General features: G+C 63.4%; 16 protein-coding genes. 6 read left to right on the plus strand and 10 right to left on the minus strand.

What is annotated here, in order from left to right:
• From lnt to AAZU54_RS15575, 4 genes are all read right to left on the minus strand, one after another.
• On the minus strand, nt 1-1,517 hold a 1,517-nt coding region (gene lnt, locus AAZU54_RS15560), incomplete at its 3' end, for an apolipoprotein N-acyltransferase (RefSeq protein WP_264236645.1).
• An 8-nt stretch (nt 1,518-1,525) separates the two neighbouring features.
• Nucleotides 1,526-2,365, minus strand: coding sequence for an HlyC/CorC family transporter (locus tag AAZU54_RS15565; protein ID WP_186556679.1), 840 nt, complete (start codon nt 2,363-2,365; stop codon nt 1,526-1,528).
• A gap of 5 nt (nt 2,366-2,370) precedes the next feature.
• Complete coding sequence (ybeY, locus tag AAZU54_RS15570; RefSeq protein ID WP_186556680.1) at nt 2,371-2,859, minus strand: rRNA maturation RNase YbeY; 489 nt, start codon at nt 2,857-2,859, stop codon at nt 2,371-2,373.
• On the minus strand, nt 2,852-3,850 hold the full coding sequence (locus tag AAZU54_RS15575; protein ID WP_186556681.1) for a PhoH family protein: 999 nt from the start codon (nt 3,848-3,850) through the stop codon (nt 2,852-2,854). Before AAZU54_RS15575 ends, ybeY begins: the two co-directional genes overlap by 8 nt.
• A gap of 209 nt (nt 3,851-4,059) precedes the next feature.
• Here AAZU54_RS15575 and AAZU54_RS15580 point away from each other — a divergent pair, with 209 nt between their 5' ends.
• Complete coding sequence (locus AAZU54_RS15580; protein ID WP_186556682.1) at nt 4,060-4,386, plus strand: DUF1820 family protein; 327 nt, start codon at nt 4,060-4,062, stop codon at nt 4,384-4,386.
• 3 nt (nt 4,387-4,389) lie between these two features.
• Here AAZU54_RS15580 and AAZU54_RS15585 read toward each other — a convergent pair whose 3' ends face one another.
• The 4 genes from AAZU54_RS15585 to AAZU54_RS15600 all read right to left on the minus strand — a co-directional run bounded on the left by AAZU54_RS15585 (nt 4,390) and on the right by AAZU54_RS15600 (nt 7,934).
• On the minus strand, nt 4,390-4,947 hold the full coding sequence (locus tag AAZU54_RS15585) for a tetratricopeptide repeat protein (protein WP_186556683.1): 558 nt from the start codon (nt 4,945-4,947) through the stop codon (nt 4,390-4,392).
• Nucleotides 4,948-5,191: 244 nt separating this feature from the next.
• Nucleotides 5,192-6,475, minus strand: a complete 1,284-nt coding sequence (hemL, locus tag AAZU54_RS15590; protein WP_434727346.1) for a glutamate-1-semialdehyde 2,1-aminomutase — start codon at nt 6,473-6,475, stop codon at nt 5,192-5,194.
• 16 nt (nt 6,476-6,491) lie between these two features.
• Nucleotides 6,492-7,115 (minus strand): thiamine phosphate synthase, encoded by a 624-nt coding sequence (thiE, locus tag AAZU54_RS15595; protein WP_186556685.1) that lies wholly within the window; start codon nt 7,113-7,115, stop codon nt 6,492-6,494.
• A 21-nt stretch (nt 7,116-7,136) separates the two neighbouring features.
• On the minus strand, nt 7,137-7,934 hold the full coding sequence (locus AAZU54_RS15600; protein WP_264236650.1) for a hydroxymethylpyrimidine/phosphomethylpyrimidine kinase: 798 nt from the start codon (nt 7,932-7,934) through the stop codon (nt 7,137-7,139).
• A 266-nt stretch (nt 7,935-8,200) separates the two neighbouring features.
• Between AAZU54_RS15600 and AAZU54_RS15605 the strand changes: the two genes are divergently transcribed.
• The 4 genes from AAZU54_RS15605 to AAZU54_RS15620 all read left to right on the plus strand — a co-directional run bounded on the left by AAZU54_RS15605 (nt 8,201) and on the right by AAZU54_RS15620 (nt 14,248).
• Nucleotides 8,201-10,180 carry a sensor histidine kinase gene (locus AAZU54_RS15605; protein ID WP_186556687.1) on the plus strand — a complete coding sequence of 660 codons (1,980 nt, stop codon included), beginning with the start codon at nt 8,201-8,203 and terminating at the stop codon, nt 10,178-10,180.
• A gap of 144 nt (nt 10,181-10,324) precedes the next feature.
• Nucleotides 10,325-11,977 carry an acyl-CoA dehydrogenase family protein gene (locus AAZU54_RS15610; protein WP_434727347.1) on the plus strand — a complete coding sequence of 551 codons (1,653 nt, stop codon included), beginning with the start codon at nt 10,325-10,327 and terminating at the stop codon, nt 11,975-11,977.
• 144 nt (nt 11,978-12,121) lie between these two features.
• Nucleotides 12,122-13,609, plus strand: a complete 1,488-nt coding sequence (gene amn / locus AAZU54_RS15615) for an AMP nucleosidase (RefSeq protein ID WP_186556689.1) — start codon at nt 12,122-12,124, stop codon at nt 13,607-13,609.
• A gap of 6 nt (nt 13,610-13,615) precedes the next feature.
• A complete protein-coding gene (locus AAZU54_RS15620; protein WP_405129719.1) occupies nt 13,616-14,248 on the plus strand; it encodes a pseudouridine synthase in 633 nt (210 codons plus the stop codon).
• Nucleotides 14,249-14,312: 64 nt separating this feature from the next.
• On the opposite strand, the gene AAZU54_RS15625 is transcribed toward AAZU54_RS15620, so the two are convergent.
• Together AAZU54_RS15625 and AAZU54_RS15630 are read right to left on the minus strand one after the other, a co-directional pair.
• Nucleotides 14,313-14,516 carry a DUF2788 domain-containing protein gene (locus AAZU54_RS15625; protein ID WP_186556690.1) on the minus strand — a complete coding sequence of 68 codons (204 nt, stop codon included), beginning with the start codon at nt 14,514-14,516 and terminating at the stop codon, nt 14,313-14,315.
• Nucleotides 14,517-14,571: 55 nt separating this feature from the next.
• Complete coding sequence (locus AAZU54_RS15630; protein WP_186556691.1) at nt 14,572-15,048, minus strand: Lrp/AsnC family transcriptional regulator; 477 nt, start codon at nt 15,046-15,048, stop codon at nt 14,572-14,574.
• Between the two features lie 391 nt (nt 15,049-15,439).
• Here AAZU54_RS15630 and AAZU54_RS15635 point away from each other — a divergent pair, with 391 nt between their 5' ends.
• Nucleotides 15,440-16,273, plus strand: a complete 834-nt coding sequence (locus tag AAZU54_RS15635; RefSeq protein WP_392465910.1) for a DUF6515 family protein — start codon at nt 15,440-15,442, stop codon at nt 16,271-16,273.
• Nucleotides 16,274-16,407: the final 134 nt, after the last annotated feature.

The raw sequence follows: 16,407 nt of genomic DNA on the forward strand, positions 1-16,407 counted from the left end.
CAAACGGTCTTGGCAATGCGCCCGGCCAGTAGCGCCCACCCCATCAGCACTGCGCAGAGAATCGCCAACGGCCAAGAGCGCCATTGCAGATAAGGCGTGAGCTGCTGCATCGGCACCACTTCGCCATACAGGATCGCCTGCTGGAACTGCGGGATCTGCGCGGTGATCTTGCCAAACGGGTCGATCAGCGCGGTAACGCCGTTGTTGGTCGCGCGGATCATCCAGCGGCCAGCCTCCAGCGCGCGCATCTGCGCCATCTGCAAGTGCTGCAATGGGCCGATCGAGGTGCCGAACCAGGTGTCGTTGCTGATGGTCAGCAGCAGGTCGCTGCGGGCGGCCAGGCTGGCGGCGAACTCGGGATAGACCACTTCGTAGCAGATATATGGGGCGATCTGGTAGCCCTTGGCTTGCAACAGCGCCTGGTCTTCAGGGCCGCGGGCGAAGTCCGACATCGGCAGGTTGAAGAACTCGATCGCCCCACGCAGCATGTCTTGCAGCGGCACGTACTCGCCAAACGGCACCAGTTTCTGCTTCAGATAAGTGCCGTCGCCTTCACCGGCCACAGTGATGCCGTTGTAGTAGCGGCGCTGCTTGTGGACGATTTCCCGCACCGGCACCCCGGTGATCAGCGCCGAATGCCGCTCGGCGGCGAACCCGCCCATCATGTCGATGTAGCCCTGGGCCTGGTCCTTGAGCACCGGTACTGCGGTTTCCGGCCAGATCAACAAGTCAACCGGCTTGGAGGTGAAGCTCATGTCGCGGTACAGCGCCAGCTGGGCATTGATGTGGGCGGGGTCCCATTTCAGGTCTTGCTCGACATTGCCTTGCACTGCCGCGACCGTGAGCGGCTCGCCCGCCGGGCGGGTCCAGGCGTGGTTCTTCAGGGCAATGCCGAGAATCCATGGGCCGACCAGCAACAGCACGCCAATGGCCAGGAACGACCGCCGCGCGCGCAGGCGGTGCAGGTTGCACAGCAGCGCTGCCGTCAAGGCCAGGGCAAACGAGATCAACCATACGCCGCCCAGCGGGGCCAGGCCGGCCAATGGCCCGTCCAGCTGGCTGTAGCCGGAGTACAGCCAGGGGAAACCGGTCAGGAACCAGCCACGGAAGGCCTCCTGCAGCAGCCACAGGGCCGCGAAGCACAAGGCATCGGCCAGCGGCGCCTCGTTACGGCGCAGCCAGCGCGCCCAGAGCCAGGCGGGCAGAGCGAAGAACCAGGCAATGGCTGCAAAAAACGCCACCAACAGCACGATCGCCAGCAGCGGCGAGGCGCCGCCGTAGGTGTTCATGCTGACGTAGATCCAGCTGGTGCCGGCGCCATACAGGCCGAAGCCGTAGCACCAGCCACGGGCCATGGCCTGGCGTGGGCTCAGCTCGCGCAGGCCGGCGTAGAACAGGCCCAAGGCGAGCAAGGCCAGTGGCCAGAAGTCAAACGGCGACAGGGCCAGCAGGGTAGACGCGCCGGCCGCCATGGCCAGCAGGTTACCGGGCCAGCCGGGGCGGGTGATCCAGCGCATGGTTTTCCTTAACGGGTAATCGGGGTCAGGCGCAGCAAGTGAACACGCCGGCTGTCGGCGTTGAGAATGCGGAAGCGGTAGGCGCCGATCTCAGTGGTTTCATTGCGTTTGGGCAGGTGGCCGAAGGCACTCATGACCAAGCCGCCCACGGTGTCGAACTCATCGTCAGAGAACTCGCTGTCGAAGAACTCGTTGAAGTTCTCGATCGGCGTCAGCGCCTTGACCAGGAAATCGCCGCTGGGCAGTGGCTTGATGTAGCTGTCTTCCTCGACATCGTGTTCGTCCTCGATGTCGCCGACGATCTGCTCAAGCACGTCTTCGATGGTCACCAGGCCTGCCACACCGCCGTATTCGTCGATGACCACGGCCATGTGGTTGTGGTTGGCGCGAAACTCGCGCAGCAGCACGTTCAGGCGCTTGGATTCCGGCACGAAAGTGGCCGGACGCAGCAGGTCCTTGATGTTGAAGCTGTCGCCATTCTCCTTGAGGATCAGCGGCAGCAGGTCCTTGGCCAGCAGGATCCCGAGCACATCATCGTGGCTTTCGCCAATCACCGGGTAGCGCGAGTGGGCGGCGTCGATCACCGACGGCAGGAACTCACGAGGCGACTGGCTGGCCTTGATGCTGATCATCTGCGAGCGCGGCACCATGATGTCGCGCACCTGCAGGTCAGCGACCTGGATGGCACCTTCGACGATGGTCAGCGCTTCGCTGTCGAGCAGCTTGTTCTGATGGGCTTCGCGCAGCAGCTCGAGGAGCTCCTGGCGGTTTTTCGGCTCATGGGCAAAAGCCTGGGTCAGTTTACCCAGCCAGGACTTTTGCCCGTTGCTCGATCGGTCTTCGCTCATGGCGGTTACTCGTGTTCCTTGCAGATATCGTGGTGAGGGAGTTCGTCGTCGGCGTAGGGGTCCGGGTGACCCAGTTCGGCCAGCAATGTTCGTTCCAGTGCTTCCATTTCCTCGGCTTCATCATCTTCGATGTGATCGTAGCCGAGCAGGTGCAGGCAGCCGTGAATGACCAGGTGCGCCCAATGCGCTTCAAGCGCCTTGCCCTGTTCGGCCGCTTCGCGCTCGACCACTGGCACGCAGATCACCAGGTCGCCCAGCAGCGGAATGTCGAGGAGCTCGTCCGGCACGTCGGCAGGGAAGGAAAGCACATTGGTCGCGTAGTCTTTGTGACGATAGGTGTGATTGAGCTCACGACCTTCGGCTTCATCGACCAGGCGGATGGTCATTTCCGAGTCGGCGCTGCGCTGGCGCAGGGCCAGTTCGCACCAGCGGCGGAAGGCGGCGTCATCAGGGGCGGCGGCATCCGTGGCCCGTTGCAGGTCGAGTTCAAGCATCGCGGGCAGGTGCCTCGGCCTGGGCCTGGCGGCCTTCGAAACGGTCATAGGCCTCGACGATGCGTTGCACCAGCGGGTGGCGCACGACGTCTTTAGGCTGGAAATGGGTAAAGCTGATGCCCGGCACGTCCTTGAGCACCTCGATCACGTGCGCCAGACCCGACTTGGTGCCGCGCGGCAGGTCGACCTGAGTGATGTCGCCGGTGATCACCGCGGTGGAGCCGAAGCCGATGCGGGTGAGGAACATCTTCATCTGCTCGAGCGTGGTGTTCTGGCTTTCGTCGAGGATGATGAAGCTGTTGTTCAGGGTGCGTCCGCGCATGTAGGCCAGCGGGGCGATCTCGATCACCTGGCGCTCGATCAGCTTGGCGACGTGTTCGAAGCCGAGCATCTCATAGAGGGCGTCGTACAGCGGGCGCAGGTAGGGGTCGATCTTCTGCGCCAGGTCGCCAGGCAGGAAGCCGAGCTTTTCGCCCGCCTCGACCGCCGGGCGCACCAACAGGATGCGCCGCACTTGTTCGCGCTCCAGCGCGTCGACGGCGCAGGCAACGGCAAGGTAGGTCTTGCCGGTACCGGCCGGGCCGATGCCGAAGTTGATGTCGTTGGCCAGGATCTCTTTGACGTAGCGCTGCTGGTTGAGGCCGCGCGGACGGATGTTGCCCTTGCGCGTGCGCAGCGAGACGCTGACTTCATTGACCGCCGGGTTGTCGATGTGCTCGACCGCCGACTCCTGTAGATAAAGGTGGACCGTTTCCGGCGACAGCTCGGTGGCCTTGGTCTCGCGATAGAGACGGCGCAGCAGCTGCTCGGCGGCGGAGGTGGCCTTGGGCTCGCCAAGCAGTTCGAACTGGTTGCCGCGGTTGCGGATCTCGATGGCCAGGCGTTGCTCGATCAGGCGCAGGTGCTCGTCGAACTGGCCGCACAAGTTGGCGAAACGGTGGGCCTCGAAAGGTTCGAGGATGAAACGATGAGGTTGTATGGGTGCGTTCAAGGTCGTTTTTGGCCGCTCGACGGCAATAGAGGTGAACCCAAGAATAACCCTTGATTGACAGTGGCGAAAGCACTGAAACGATCAAGGGTCGTTGCTAGCCAGGGTGCCTGAGTGCAGCTTGGCGGCGCAAGGGTGCTGGGGCACTGCGCGGCTGCCGTGGTCTGCTATGATGCGGCCCATTTTCAACCGTATGTGTCCCCACGCCGATCATGAGCAAACCTGAGCCTGCCATCTATAAAGTCATCTTCCTCAACCAGGGGCAGGTGTTCGAAATGTACGCCAAGCAGATCTTCCAGAGCGATCTGTGGGGCTTTCTGGAAATCGAGGAGTTCGTCTTCGGTGAGCGCACCCAGGTGGTGGTAGACCCCAGCGAAGAGAAGCTCAAGGCGCAGTTCGAGGGGGTGATCCGCAGCTTCGTGCCGATGCATTCGATCGTGCGTATCGATGAGGTCGAGCGACTGGGTACGGCGAAGATCAGCGAAGCGAAGAACACCGGCAATGTCATGCCGTTCCCGATGCCGATGCCGGAGAAGTAACGCTTAAGGCAGGGGAGAGAAGGGGCTGCGCCCTTCGGCGTTCTGCAATTCGAGCAGGTATTTGCGGAAGATCTGCCCCAGCACCTGGGTGGCATGCTCGAGTTCGTCGCGGGGCATCTGCTCGGTGACTTCGTCGGCCATGTCCAGCGCGTCTTCAGCGCCGTTGACCGCAGCCATCTTCAGCAGGATATAGGCCTGTACGTTGTTGGCCTTGACCCCTTCACCATGGAAGAACATCGAGCCGAGGCGGTACTGGGCTTGTGCGTGGCCTTGCAGCGAGGCTTTCTGGAACCAGTTGAGCGCTTTGTTCAGATCACGCGGGGCCTGATCGCCGCTGCCGGTGTAGTAGAACTCACCCAGCTCGTACTGCGCCTGGGCATCCCCAGCCTCGGCGGTTTGCTCGCAGGCCTTGACGGCGGTTTGCAGGTCTTCGGGTTGAGCGCTCAGGGTGCAACGCCCCGTCGCTGGAATCAGCAACGAGTTACCGCCCTCCGCCAGGGCCAGCAGGGGCTGAAGAAGCAACAGGCAGCCCAGGGTAAGGGCGCGGCCGGCGCGGTTCATGGGGATCGACTTACCTCTGCAAAGCTGCGTCCGATGTCTCTGGTGGCACATTATGGGATAAGCAGCGCCAACCTTACAAAGTTTTACTCGAATTTCTGCACAGGTGGGGATTTGCTGGCGTGTGGTCTGGCGGTGTGATGCAGATCACACTAGCCCTCATCGCAAGGCAAGTCCGCTGCCACGAGGCAATGTGACGCGTCGTGGCAGCGGGCTTGCCCCGCGATGAGGCCGGTATGAGCGCCGGTTACTTCAGCTTGGCAAACGCCCGCTCAGCCGCATCGAGGGTGATCTTCAGCTCGGTCTCGCCATGCACGATCGAGGTGAAGCCTGCCTCGTAGGCGCTCGGCGCCAAGTACACGCCGCCTTCGAGCATCAGGTGGAAGAAGCGCTTGAAGCGTTCCACATCGCTGGCCATCACATCTTCGAAGGTGACGATGTCATCGGCGCCGGTGAAGTACAGGCCAAACATCGCACCCGCTTGAGTGGTGACGAACGGCACGCCAGCGGCATCGGCGCGCTGTTGCAGGCCGTCCAGCAGCTTGCTGGTGAAGGCGCTCAGCTCATCATGGAAGCCTGGGCGGCTGATCAGTTTCAAGGTAGTCAGGCCGGCGGCCATGGCCAGCGGATTGCCCGACAGGGTGCCGGCCTGGTAGACCGGGCCCAGCGGCGCGATGCATTCCATGATCGCGCGCTTGCCGCCAAAGCAACCCACTGGCATGCCGCCGCCAACGATCTTGCCGAACGTCGACAGGTCAGGGGTGATGCCGTAGTGGCCTTGGGCGCCGCCGAGCGAGACGCGGAAACCAGTCATCACTTCGTCGAAGATCAGCACCACGCCATGCTTGTCGCACTGCTCGCGCAGGCCTTCGAGGAAGCCCGGCGCCGGGGGCACGCAGTTCATGTTGCCGGCAACCGGCTCGACGATGATGCAAGCGACGGTCTGACCGACGTCGGCCAGGGTCTTCTCGACCGCGGCAATGTCGTTGAATGGCAGGGTCAGGGTGTGTTTGGCGAAGTCTGCCGGCACCCCGGCCGAGCTTGGCACGCCCTGGGTCAGCAGGCCGGATCCGGCCTTGACCAGCAGGCTGTCGGAGTGGCCGTGATAGCAGCCTTCGAACTTGATGATGGCGTCGCGACCGGTGTAGCCACGGGCCAGGCGGATAGCGCTCATGGTCGCTTCGGTGCCGGAGCTGACCATGCGCACCATTTCCATCGATGGCACCAGCGAGCAGACCAGGTCGGCCATCTCGGTTTCCATGGCGGTCGGGGCGCCATAGGACAGGCCGTGCTCCAGCTGCTTGCGCACCGACTCCAGCACGTCAGGATGGCTGTGGCCGAGGATCATCGGCCCCCAGGAGCCAACGTAGTCGACGTAGCGCTTGTCATCTTCATCGATGACGTAGGCGCCTTCAGCGTGCTTGAAGAACAGCGGGGTGCCGCCAACGCTCTTGAACGCACGCACGGGCGAGTTGACGCCACCGGGGATGTGTTTCTGGGCTTGGGCGAACAGGGTTTCGGAACGGGACATGGAAATCTCTCTCGAATCAGGAAGCGAACAGGGCGTTGAAGGCGCGGGCGCGGCGGGTTACTTCCCGGGCGTCGTCGGCACCAAACAGGCCATGGATCACCGCCAGCAGGTCGGCGCCGTGGGCGACCAGCGGGGCGGCGTTGTCGAGGGTGATGCCACCGATCACGGCGATCGGCAGTTTCACTTGGGCGCGGGCCTGCTCCAGCAGCTCGAGGCTGGCGGCCGGCGCGCCGGGCTTGGTCACGGAATTGAAGAAGCGGCCGAAGGCCACATAGCTGGCGCCTTCAGCGGCGGCCTGCGCGGCCAGGTCGAGCTGGGCGTGGCAGGTCGAGCCAATGATCGCATTGCGCCCAAGCAATGCCCGGGCGGGTGTCAGCGGCCCATCGGTTTGCCCCAGGTGCAGGCCAACGCCCAGGCGCGCGGCAAGCTCGGCGTCGTCATTGATGATCAGCTCGGCGGCGTAGCGCTCGCACAGCGCTTTGAGCGCCTCGGCCTCACGCAGGCGCTGGGCCTGGTCGCTGCTCTTGTCGCGGTACTGCAGCAGGCGGACACCGCCTTCGAGCGCCGCTTCGACATGGGACAAAAACCGGCCGGCGAGCAGCTGGCTGTCGGTGATCGCGTACAGACCGCGTAGCTTCATTTCAAGCCTCGTGTGCGTCAATCAGGAACAGAAGTCCAAGGGCAGTCGGCGTGGCACGAACTGGCCGCGACCTAGTTGCTCGGCGTCGCGCAAGGTCCGCCAGGTGTAGTCCAGGGCGCTGCGTACGGCACTCTCAAGCTGCTCGCCAAGGGCTAGGCGACCGGCCAGGGCGCTGGCCAGGGTGCAACCGGAGCCATGGTAGCTGCCAGGCAGGCGCTGGCATTTCCAGGTATGGCTCTGGCCGTCGCGGCTGTACAGGCGGTTGTGGATTTGCTCTTCATCGCCGTGACCGCCGGTAATCAGCAGGTGTCTACAGAACGGCAGGAGTTTTTCCGCGCACTGGTCGGCAGTGCCTTCGGGCAGTTCGGCGAGGATGCGTGCTTCGGGCAGGTTCGGCGTGGCGATGGTCGCCAGCGGCAACAGTCGCTCACGCACGGCATAGCCGACTTCGTCCTTGCCCAGGCGGCCGCCACCACCGGCGCGCAGCACCGGGTCGCAGACTAGCGGCAAGTGCGGGTGCGCAGCGAGCAGCTCGGCGACCGTGTCGACCATCTCGATCGAGCCGAGCATGCCCAGCTTGACCGCAGCGACCGTGGAGTCGGCGAGAACGGCGTTGGCCTGGGCCAATACCCACTCGCGGTCGAGCACGCGGAAGTCGGAAACGTTGACGGTATCCTGGACGGTCAGGGCAGTCACGGCGGGCGCGGCGTGACAGCCTTGAGCGATCAGGGCTTCGATATCTGCCTGCAGGCCGGCGCCGCCACTGGGGTCGTGGCCGGAGAGACAGAGGACAACGGGGCGGGAGCTGTAGGTATTCATGGTCGGCGAGCTTACCACCAAACCTATTTGCGCGAAGCGCCCTGCATGTGGATTTTGTTGATCAAGTGGTCAGGATTGTTTTTTGTTCTGGCTTGAAAGTATTGATTTAGAGCCTTTCTGGTAAATTTACCAGTGGCTGATGGCCACCCCGGGAAGCTATGCTAGAGTGCACGGATAACTCGATAAACAGGCTCTGCCGCATACCGTCGTCTCAAAGGGAAGGGAGGCCGCCGCGACGCGACCGGACAGACCATGCTGGGGCTGTAATGCGCTATTTGCTGATTGTGCTTCTGGGCTACTGGCCCGTGCTCGCCGGAGCAGTCGATTTCGACGACGCTACCCGGCGTCTGCCTTTGGGCAAGGTCATGCAGGTCTTCGAAGACCGCGCAGGCAACGCCAGTATTGCCGAGGTCAGTTCGCCGGCCTGGGCCAATCGTTTCCACCAGCACCAGGATGATGTGCTCAACGCCGGTTATTCGACCTCGGTGTTCTGGCTGCGCATCGACTTGCGCTACAACGCGCCTACCACGCAAAGCAGCCGCCCATGGTTGCTGGAGCTGGCCTATCCGCCGCTCGATCACCTGGAGCTGTATTTGCCTGATGGCCAGGGCGGTTATCGCCTGGCGCAGCGCACTGGCGATGCCTTGCCCTACGCGACCCGACAGATCCTGCAAAACAACTATCTGTTCGAACTGCCCATGCAGCCGGGGCAGGCGACCACGGCTTATCTGCGCCTGCACAGCCAAGGCTCGATCCAGGCGCCGCTGACGCTGTGGTCGGTCAATGCCTATATGGAAGACCAGCCAACCCGGCTATATGTGCTGGGCATGATCTACGGCGTGCTGCTGGTGATGTTGGTGTACAACCTGTTCATCTACATCAGCGTGCGCGATGTCAGCTATCTGTATTACATCCTCTATATCGCTTCGTTCGGCATGTACCAGGTGTCGGTCAATGGCGCCGGGGTCGCGTATTTCTGGCCTGACAACCCGTGGTGGGCCAATGCGTCTACGCCGCTGTTCATTGGCGCCGCTGGGTTGTTCGGCTGTCAGTTCGCCCGCCACTTCCTGCGCCTGGGCAGGCTCAGCCGAGGGTTCGATCGTCTGCTGCAGTTGTTGATGCTCGGTGGGGCAGTGGTCATGGTGCTGGCCGTGACCTTGCGTTATGGGGTGGCGCTGCGCATGGCCACGGTGCTGGCGCTGTTGTTCACGGTGAGCATCTTTACCGCTGGGCTGTACGCCTGGTGGAGCGGTTTGCGCGTGGCGCGCTGGTTCATCATTGCCTGGACGGCGTTTCTGCTCGGCGGGCTGGTCAACACGCTGATGGTGCTTGGCTACCTGCCCAACGTATTTATCACCATGTATGCCAGCCAGTTGGGTTCGGCGCTGGAAGTGGCGCTGTTGTCGCTGGCCCTGGCCGACCGCATCAACAGCTTGCGTGAGCAGCAAGCCCAGACCTTGCGCGAAACTGGCCGTACGCTTGAGCAGTTGAACCAGCAATTGGCCAGGAGTAACCGCCTCAAGGACGAATTCCTGGCCACGGTCACCCACGAGTTGCGTACGCCGATGAATGGTGTGATCGGCTCGCTGGAACTGATGCATACCCTGCCGATGAACGCCGAGCATGCCCAGTACCATCGCACCGCCGCAGGTTCGGCGCAGGACATGATGGCCATGGTCGACGACATTCTCATCCTCACGGAGCTGCAAGCCGGGCGCTTGCGAGCGCAGAACGTACCCTTCAGCCTGCGTCGTCAGCTACAGGACTTGCGCGCCGGATTTGCCGGACAGGCCTTGGGCAAGGGCCTGTACCTGAGCCTGGATATTCCGGCTGACCTACCTGACGAGTTGCTTGGCGATGCGCAGAAGCTGATGCGCTGCCTGGCGTGCCTGGTGGATAACGGCTTGAAGTTCACCCATCAAGGTGGGGTGATGATCCAGGTCCGCGGACGCCGGGTAGGGCCTGATAGCCTGGCGGTGTCGTTCATCGTCAGTGACAGCGGGATCGGCTTCGATGATCTGGACCAGGCGATTCTTTATCAGCGCTTCTTCCAGGTGGATGGCTCGATGACCCGACGTTATGGCGGGTTGGGGATTGGCCTGTCGATCTGCCGGCAATTGGGCGAGTTGATCGAGGGCAGGTTGTCGCATGAGTCGACGCGCGGGTTGGGCAGTCGGTTTGAGTTGAGCCTGAATCTGGCGGTGGCGCAGGTGCAGTTGCCTTCTGGGCGGGTGGCACGGCTTTAGAGTGTTGGGGCCGCTGCGCGGCCCATCGCAGCGGTTCGGCGCCCCGACAAGGCAGCTCCTACATAGGCATTTTTGTCACTTTGACTGAAGGCCAAGCGGTGCTTCACTGGGACTCTCAGGCCCACCCGGATCCAGGAGCCCCCGATGACCCTGCACCAGTACGCCGAAACCCACGAAGTGACCAACCAGCCGCCTTCTCTGGATGGCGCCAACCTCTACCGCCTCGACCTACCCTTGCAGCAATGGTCGCGGCATTTCGGTGCCGGCTGGGCCGAGTCTCGGGTCGATGCCTACGGCGCCCTGGCGGGCGGCCCGCTGATGGCCGCAGGCTTTTTGGCCAACGCGCACAAACCCGAATTCAGCAGCCACGACCGCTACGGCCATCGCATCGACCTGGTCGAGTTTCATCCCGCCTATCACGAGCTGATGCGCACCGCGGTCGAACATGGCCTGCCGTCGCTGCCCTGGGCTGAGCCTCGCCCGGGCGCTCACGTTGCCCGCGCGTCGATGACCTACCTGCACAGCCAGGCCGAAGCCGGCACCGGTTGCCCACTGACCATGACCTTCGCCGCCGTGCCGGCGCTGCGTCTGCAACCTGAGTTGGCCCAGTACTGGCTGCCCAAGGTGCTGGCGCGTGAATACGATCCGCGCAATGTCGGCGACCGGCACAAGGCTGGGGTCACCCTGGGCATGGCCATGACCGAGAAGCAGGGCGGCACCGATGTGCGGGCCAATACCACTCGGGCCTATCCGGTGGGTGCGCCTGGGCCGGGCCAGGCCTATGAACTGGTCGGGCACAAGTGGTTCTGCTCGGCGCCGATGTGCGACGCCTTCCTCACCCTGGCCCAGACCGACAAGGGCCTGAGCTGCTTCCTGCTGCCACGCCACCGGCCGGACGACAACCGCAACCAGTTCTATATCCAGCGCCTGAAGAACAAGCTGGGCAACTGCTCCAACGCCTCCAGCGAAGTCGAGTTTCGCGGCGCCTTGGCCTGGATGATTGGCGAAGAAGGCCGCGGCGTGCCGACCATCATCGAGATGGTCGCGATGACTCGCTTCGACTGCATGGTCGGCTCCAGCGGCCTGATGCGCCAGGCGCTGACCCAAGCGGCGCATCACTGCGCCCACCGCAAGGTGGGCGGGCGGGTGCTGAGCGAGCAGCCATTGATGCAGAACGTGCTCGCCGATCTGGCTCTGGAGAGCGAAGCGGCGTTGGCCCTGAGCCTGCGCATGGGCCAGGCGCTGGATCAGTTGGACGATCCACAGCAAGCGCACTTCGCCCGACTGGTGACGGCGGTGGGCAAGTACTGGATCTGCAAGCGGGCGCCAGCGATGATCAATGAAGCCGCCGAGTGCATGGGCGGCGCAGGCTATGTCGAAGACAGCATCCTGCCGCGGCTGTACCGCGAGGCGCCGGTCAACTCCACGTGGGAAGGCTCGGGCAACGTGCAATGCCTGGATGTGTTGCGGGCGCTGTCCAAGGAGCCTGGGGTGCTCGATGCACTGTTCGTCGAACTGGGCGATGGCCATGGGGATCCGCGCTTGGCGGCGCATATCGGCAATCTCAAGGGCGCGTTTGCCGATAGCGGCGATATCCAGTACCGGGCGCGCCAGCTGACCGAGGATATTGCCATCGCGTTGCAAGCCAAATTGCTGCTGGAGGCCGGCAATAGCGTTGTCAGCGATGCGTTTATCGGTAGCCGGTTGGGTGGCGGAGGGCGGGTGTATGGCGCGCTGCCGCGTGGGATAGATGTCCAGGCGTTGGTGGCGCGGGCTACGCCAGTGTGGTCGGCCTGAGTCGCCTGTATCGCGGGGCAAGCCCGCTCCCACGCAATTCACAGGCTATAGAGGGTGCGTGGGAGCGGGCTTGCCCCGCGATGAGGGCGAACAGACTTGCGGGGATGTAATTGCTCGCGAAGGCAGGCAAGATGGAAGCCATGCATGTCAGAAGACAGGAAGCCCAGCGTGAGCCAAGCGTTTGTAGTCGTTGATACCCCCGAACAGGCCGTCGACCGTCTGGCGGCTTTGCATGAACAGGCCACCGGGGCCCTCAGCCAGGCCCTCAAACGTTACCTGAAAGATCGCACCGAACCGGATGCCGAAGAGCGCAATCTCTACCGCTATCCCGCGCTGCGCCTGACCTACTACAGCCATGGCGAAGTCGCCGCGACCACCCGCGCCTATGCCAAGGTCCAGGTCGCCGGCACCTACAGCGTTACCATCACCCAGCCAGCAGCGTTTCGCGGTTACCTGCTCGAGCAACTGCGCCCGCTGATGCACGACTACACCGTGACGGTGGAAGTCGGCGTCAGCGAACAGAACATCCCGTACCCGTATGTGGTCGAGCAGGGTGACGAACTGGCCGGCACCGGCATTACCGCCGCCGAACTTGCGCGGGTGTTCCCCAGCACCGACCTGTCGGCTGCCACCGACAACATCGCCGATGGCCTGTGGGACTGGGGCAACGCCCAAACACTGCCGCTGGCCTTGTTCGATGCCGCCCGCGTGGACTTTTCCCTGCGTCGCCTGGTGCACTACACCGGTAGCGACTGGCGCCACGTACAGCCGTGGATCCTGCTGACCAACTACCATCGCTATGTCGACCAGTTCATCGGCCACGGCCTTGAGCAACTGCGCGAAGATCCACGCTTCGTGCGCATGGTCCTGCCCGGCAACGTGATCATCGAAAAGGGCATGGATGACGGCGAGACCCAAGCGCTGGTCGCCAGTGTGGTCTGGCACCGCTACCAGATGCCGGCCTACCACTTGATTGCCGCCGATGGCGATGGCGTCACCTTGGTCAACATCGGCGTCGGCCCATCCAACGCCAAGAACATCACCGACCACCTGGCGGTACTGCGCCCGCATTGCTGGCTGATGATCGGTCACTGTGGCGGCCTGCGCCAGTCGCAGACCATCGGCGACTACGTGCTGGCCCACGCCTACATGCGCCGCGACGGCATTCTCGACCGGGTGGTGCCGCCGAACATCCCCATTCCGGCCCTGGCCGAAGTCCAGCTGGCGCTGCAGGAAGCTGCCGCGCAAGTCACTGGCGAGCGTGGCGACGAGCTGAAAAAGCGCCTGCGCACCGGCACCGTGCTGACCTACGACGACCGCAACTGGGAGCTGCGCTGGGCCCAGGAGCGGCCGCTGATCAACCTGTCGCGGGCGGTGGCGGTGGACATGGAAAGTGGCACCATTGCCGCCCAGGGTTATCGCCTGCGCGTGCCGTACGGCACCTTGCTGTGTGTGTCCGATAAGCCGCTGCACAGTGAAATCAAGTTGCCGGGCTCGGCCAACGCCTTCTACAACCGGGCGGTCAGCCAGCACCTGAAGATCGGCATTGCCGCGCTGGATCTGCTGCGCACCGAGCTCAATTCGCTGCACTCGCGTAAACTGCGCAGCTTCGATGAGCCGCCGTTCCGCTGAGGATCCATGCCCCTGCCACCCCGTTCCAAGCCGCGCCGCCCCCAGGCGCGGCCTGCTGCCGGCCCGCGTCGCCAAGCCAAGGCGCCGCCGGCCGAGCCGCGCCTGATCCTGTTCAACAAGCCATTTGACGTACTGACCCAGTTCAGCGACGGCGAAGGGCGCGCGACGCTCAAGGATTTCATCGATATCCCCGGCATTTATCCGGCCGGGCGGCTGGATCGCGACAGCGAAGGGCTATTGCTGCTGACCAATGACGGCCGCTTGCAGGCGCGCATTGCCGACCCTAAGCACAAGCTGGCCAAGACTTATTGGGTGCAAGTGGAGGGCGAGCCGACCGAGCAGCAGCTCAAGCAGCTGCGCGAGGGTGTTGAACTCAATGACGGCATGACCCTGCCGGCCGAGGCTCGGCAGTTGCCTGAGCCGCAGCTGTGGCCGCGTAATCCGCCGGTGCGGTTTCGCAAGAGCGTGCCGACCAGCTGGTTGGAGCTGGTGATTCGTGAGGGGCGTAACCGGCAGGTCAGGCGCATGACGGCGGCGGTTGGCTTGCCGACCTTGCGCCTGGTGCGAGTGCGCATTGGCGATTGGACCCTGGACGGGCTGGATCAGGGCTGTTGGCGTGAGGTTGCGGCGAAGCTGTAGGTGTCGTGCCAGTGCTGGCGCTATCGCGGGACAAGCCTGCTCCTACAGGGGGGCAGTCTGCCCCTCAAACGCCTTCGATCATCCCCACCACGATGGTCTTGATGATAAACGCCAGCACCCCGAGCCCTAGCACGAAGAACAGGATCAGCGTACCGAAGCGCCCAGCCTTGGACTTTTTCGCCAGGTCCCAGACGATGAAGCCCATGAAGCCGATCAGGAGGGTGACCAGGGTGATCATCATCCACTCTTCGAATTTTGCAGGATCCATCGGTGCTCTCCGGGCAGGCTGAAGCGGCGGATTATACGCCCGGCTTCAAGACCTGTTAACGCAGGTGGGTCAATGGCAGCTCAGTGCTGGCCAGCACCTGATTGAGCACGAAGCTCGAACGCACGCTGGTGACGCCTTCAATACGGGTCAGGCTGCCTAGTAGTAATTTCTGGTAGTGGTCCATGTCCGGTACCACAACTTTGAGCTGGTAGTCGGCGTCCATCCCGGTAACCAGGCTGCACTCGAGCACCTGCGGCAGGCTGCGCACGGCAGTCTCGAAGGTTTCGAAACGCTCAGGGGTATGTCGGTCCATGCCGATCAGCACGTAGGCGGTCAGGCTCAAGCCAAGCTTCTTGCGGTCCAGCAGCGCCACCTGGCGCGAGATGTAGCCGTCGTCTTCGAGCTGCTTGACCCGACGCGAGCACGGCGAGGGCGACAGGCCGATGCGTTCGGCCAGTTCCTGATTGGAGATGCGCGCATCGCGCTGCAATTCGGCAAGGATGCTCAGGTCGTAGCGGTCGAGTTTGCTCATGAAAGGGGCCTTTTCTGTTCGGATTGCGGTGAATTATCAATCCAGGGTTAAAAATTGCGCAAGTGCTATTTATCTGAGCAATCTTAGCAATCCCCTGCTGGTGCCTTGCCGGTATCTTTATCACCAGAATCACTGCCCGGACATCAGTCCACGGCGACCGGCCCAGGAGGCCGCTCGCGGCCCGCCATCCAACAGGATCCGCCGGCCCCCGGGCTACACACGGTTTACCAGACCGAGTGAGGTGAGCCGGCGTCACAAGCGCCGAGCACGGACGACAATTCGCAAAGGGAGGCCATTGGCCTCCCTTTTTTCATGTCTGGATTTTCATCTGCCTGCCAGGAGGTCGCGGTAGACTGCCAGCAGGTTCATTGCCGTATTCGAGAGGGACAACATGAGGTCGCGCATCTGGCAGTTGGCAGGTGTTGGTTTGCTGGGCATGGGCGTCAGCCTGGGGGTGCTGGCCCAGGGGCCGGGCGATGGGCACGGTGGGCACGCACCGCAGGATCCGAACTCCGGCAGCGCTGGCAGCTCGCCGCTGAACTCGCGAGACGAAGCGCGCCAGACCCAGCCTGCGCGCCAGGGTTATTACCAGGACATCCCTCGGCGCAATGGCGATAACCGCTACTGGCAGGCCGGTGGTCCGGGGCAGCGGCCAGGCGATAACTGGCCAGGGCGGCCGGATGGCCATGGCAATGGCTGGGGCCCAGGGCCGCAGTATCGGCCTGGGCAGGCGATCGAGCATTTCCCGGATCGCTACTGGAAGGTGCCGTACCGCGGGCAGGATTACTTCTACTCAGGCGGCTACTGGTACCGGCCGCATGGCGCTGGCTATGTGGTGGTGCGTCCGCCCTATGGCGTGCGGGTGACTTACCTGCCGTCGTATGCCCAGGAGGTCTGGCTCAGTGGCGCGTTGTTCTTCCTGGTGGCCGACACCTACTACCGCTACCAGGCTGATAGCCGTGAGTACGTGGTGGTCAGCCCGCCTGCCAGTGTGCCGATGCCAGCGCCACAGGCAGGCAATGGCTACGATGTGATCGCCTATCCCAGCTATGGGCAGACGCCGCAGCAGCAGGATCAGGATCGCTACCAGTGCCATCGCTGGGCGGTGGAGCAGTCTGGATTCGATCCGGCGCAGGCCAGTTATGCACCGGCGGCCAATGTCGCCGATACCTATCGGCGGGCGCTGGGGGCCTGCTTGAGTGGGCGCGGCTACAGCATCAACTGAGTGCGCTATCGCGGGGCAAGCCCGCTCCCACGCTGTTCAGTCGAAGTCGATCCTGTGTGGTTCGCTAATCGCGGGGCAAGCCCCACGTTGTTCAGGCGAAATCGATTGGCGTGGGAGCGGGCTTGCCCCGCGAT

The sequence above is a fragment of the Pseudomonas sp. Je.1.5.c genome (assembly GCF_051129895.1).
In the GTDB taxonomy this organism is placed as follows: Bacteria; Pseudomonadota; Gammaproteobacteria; order Pseudomonadales; family Pseudomonadaceae; genus Aquipseudomonas; species Aquipseudomonas urmiensis.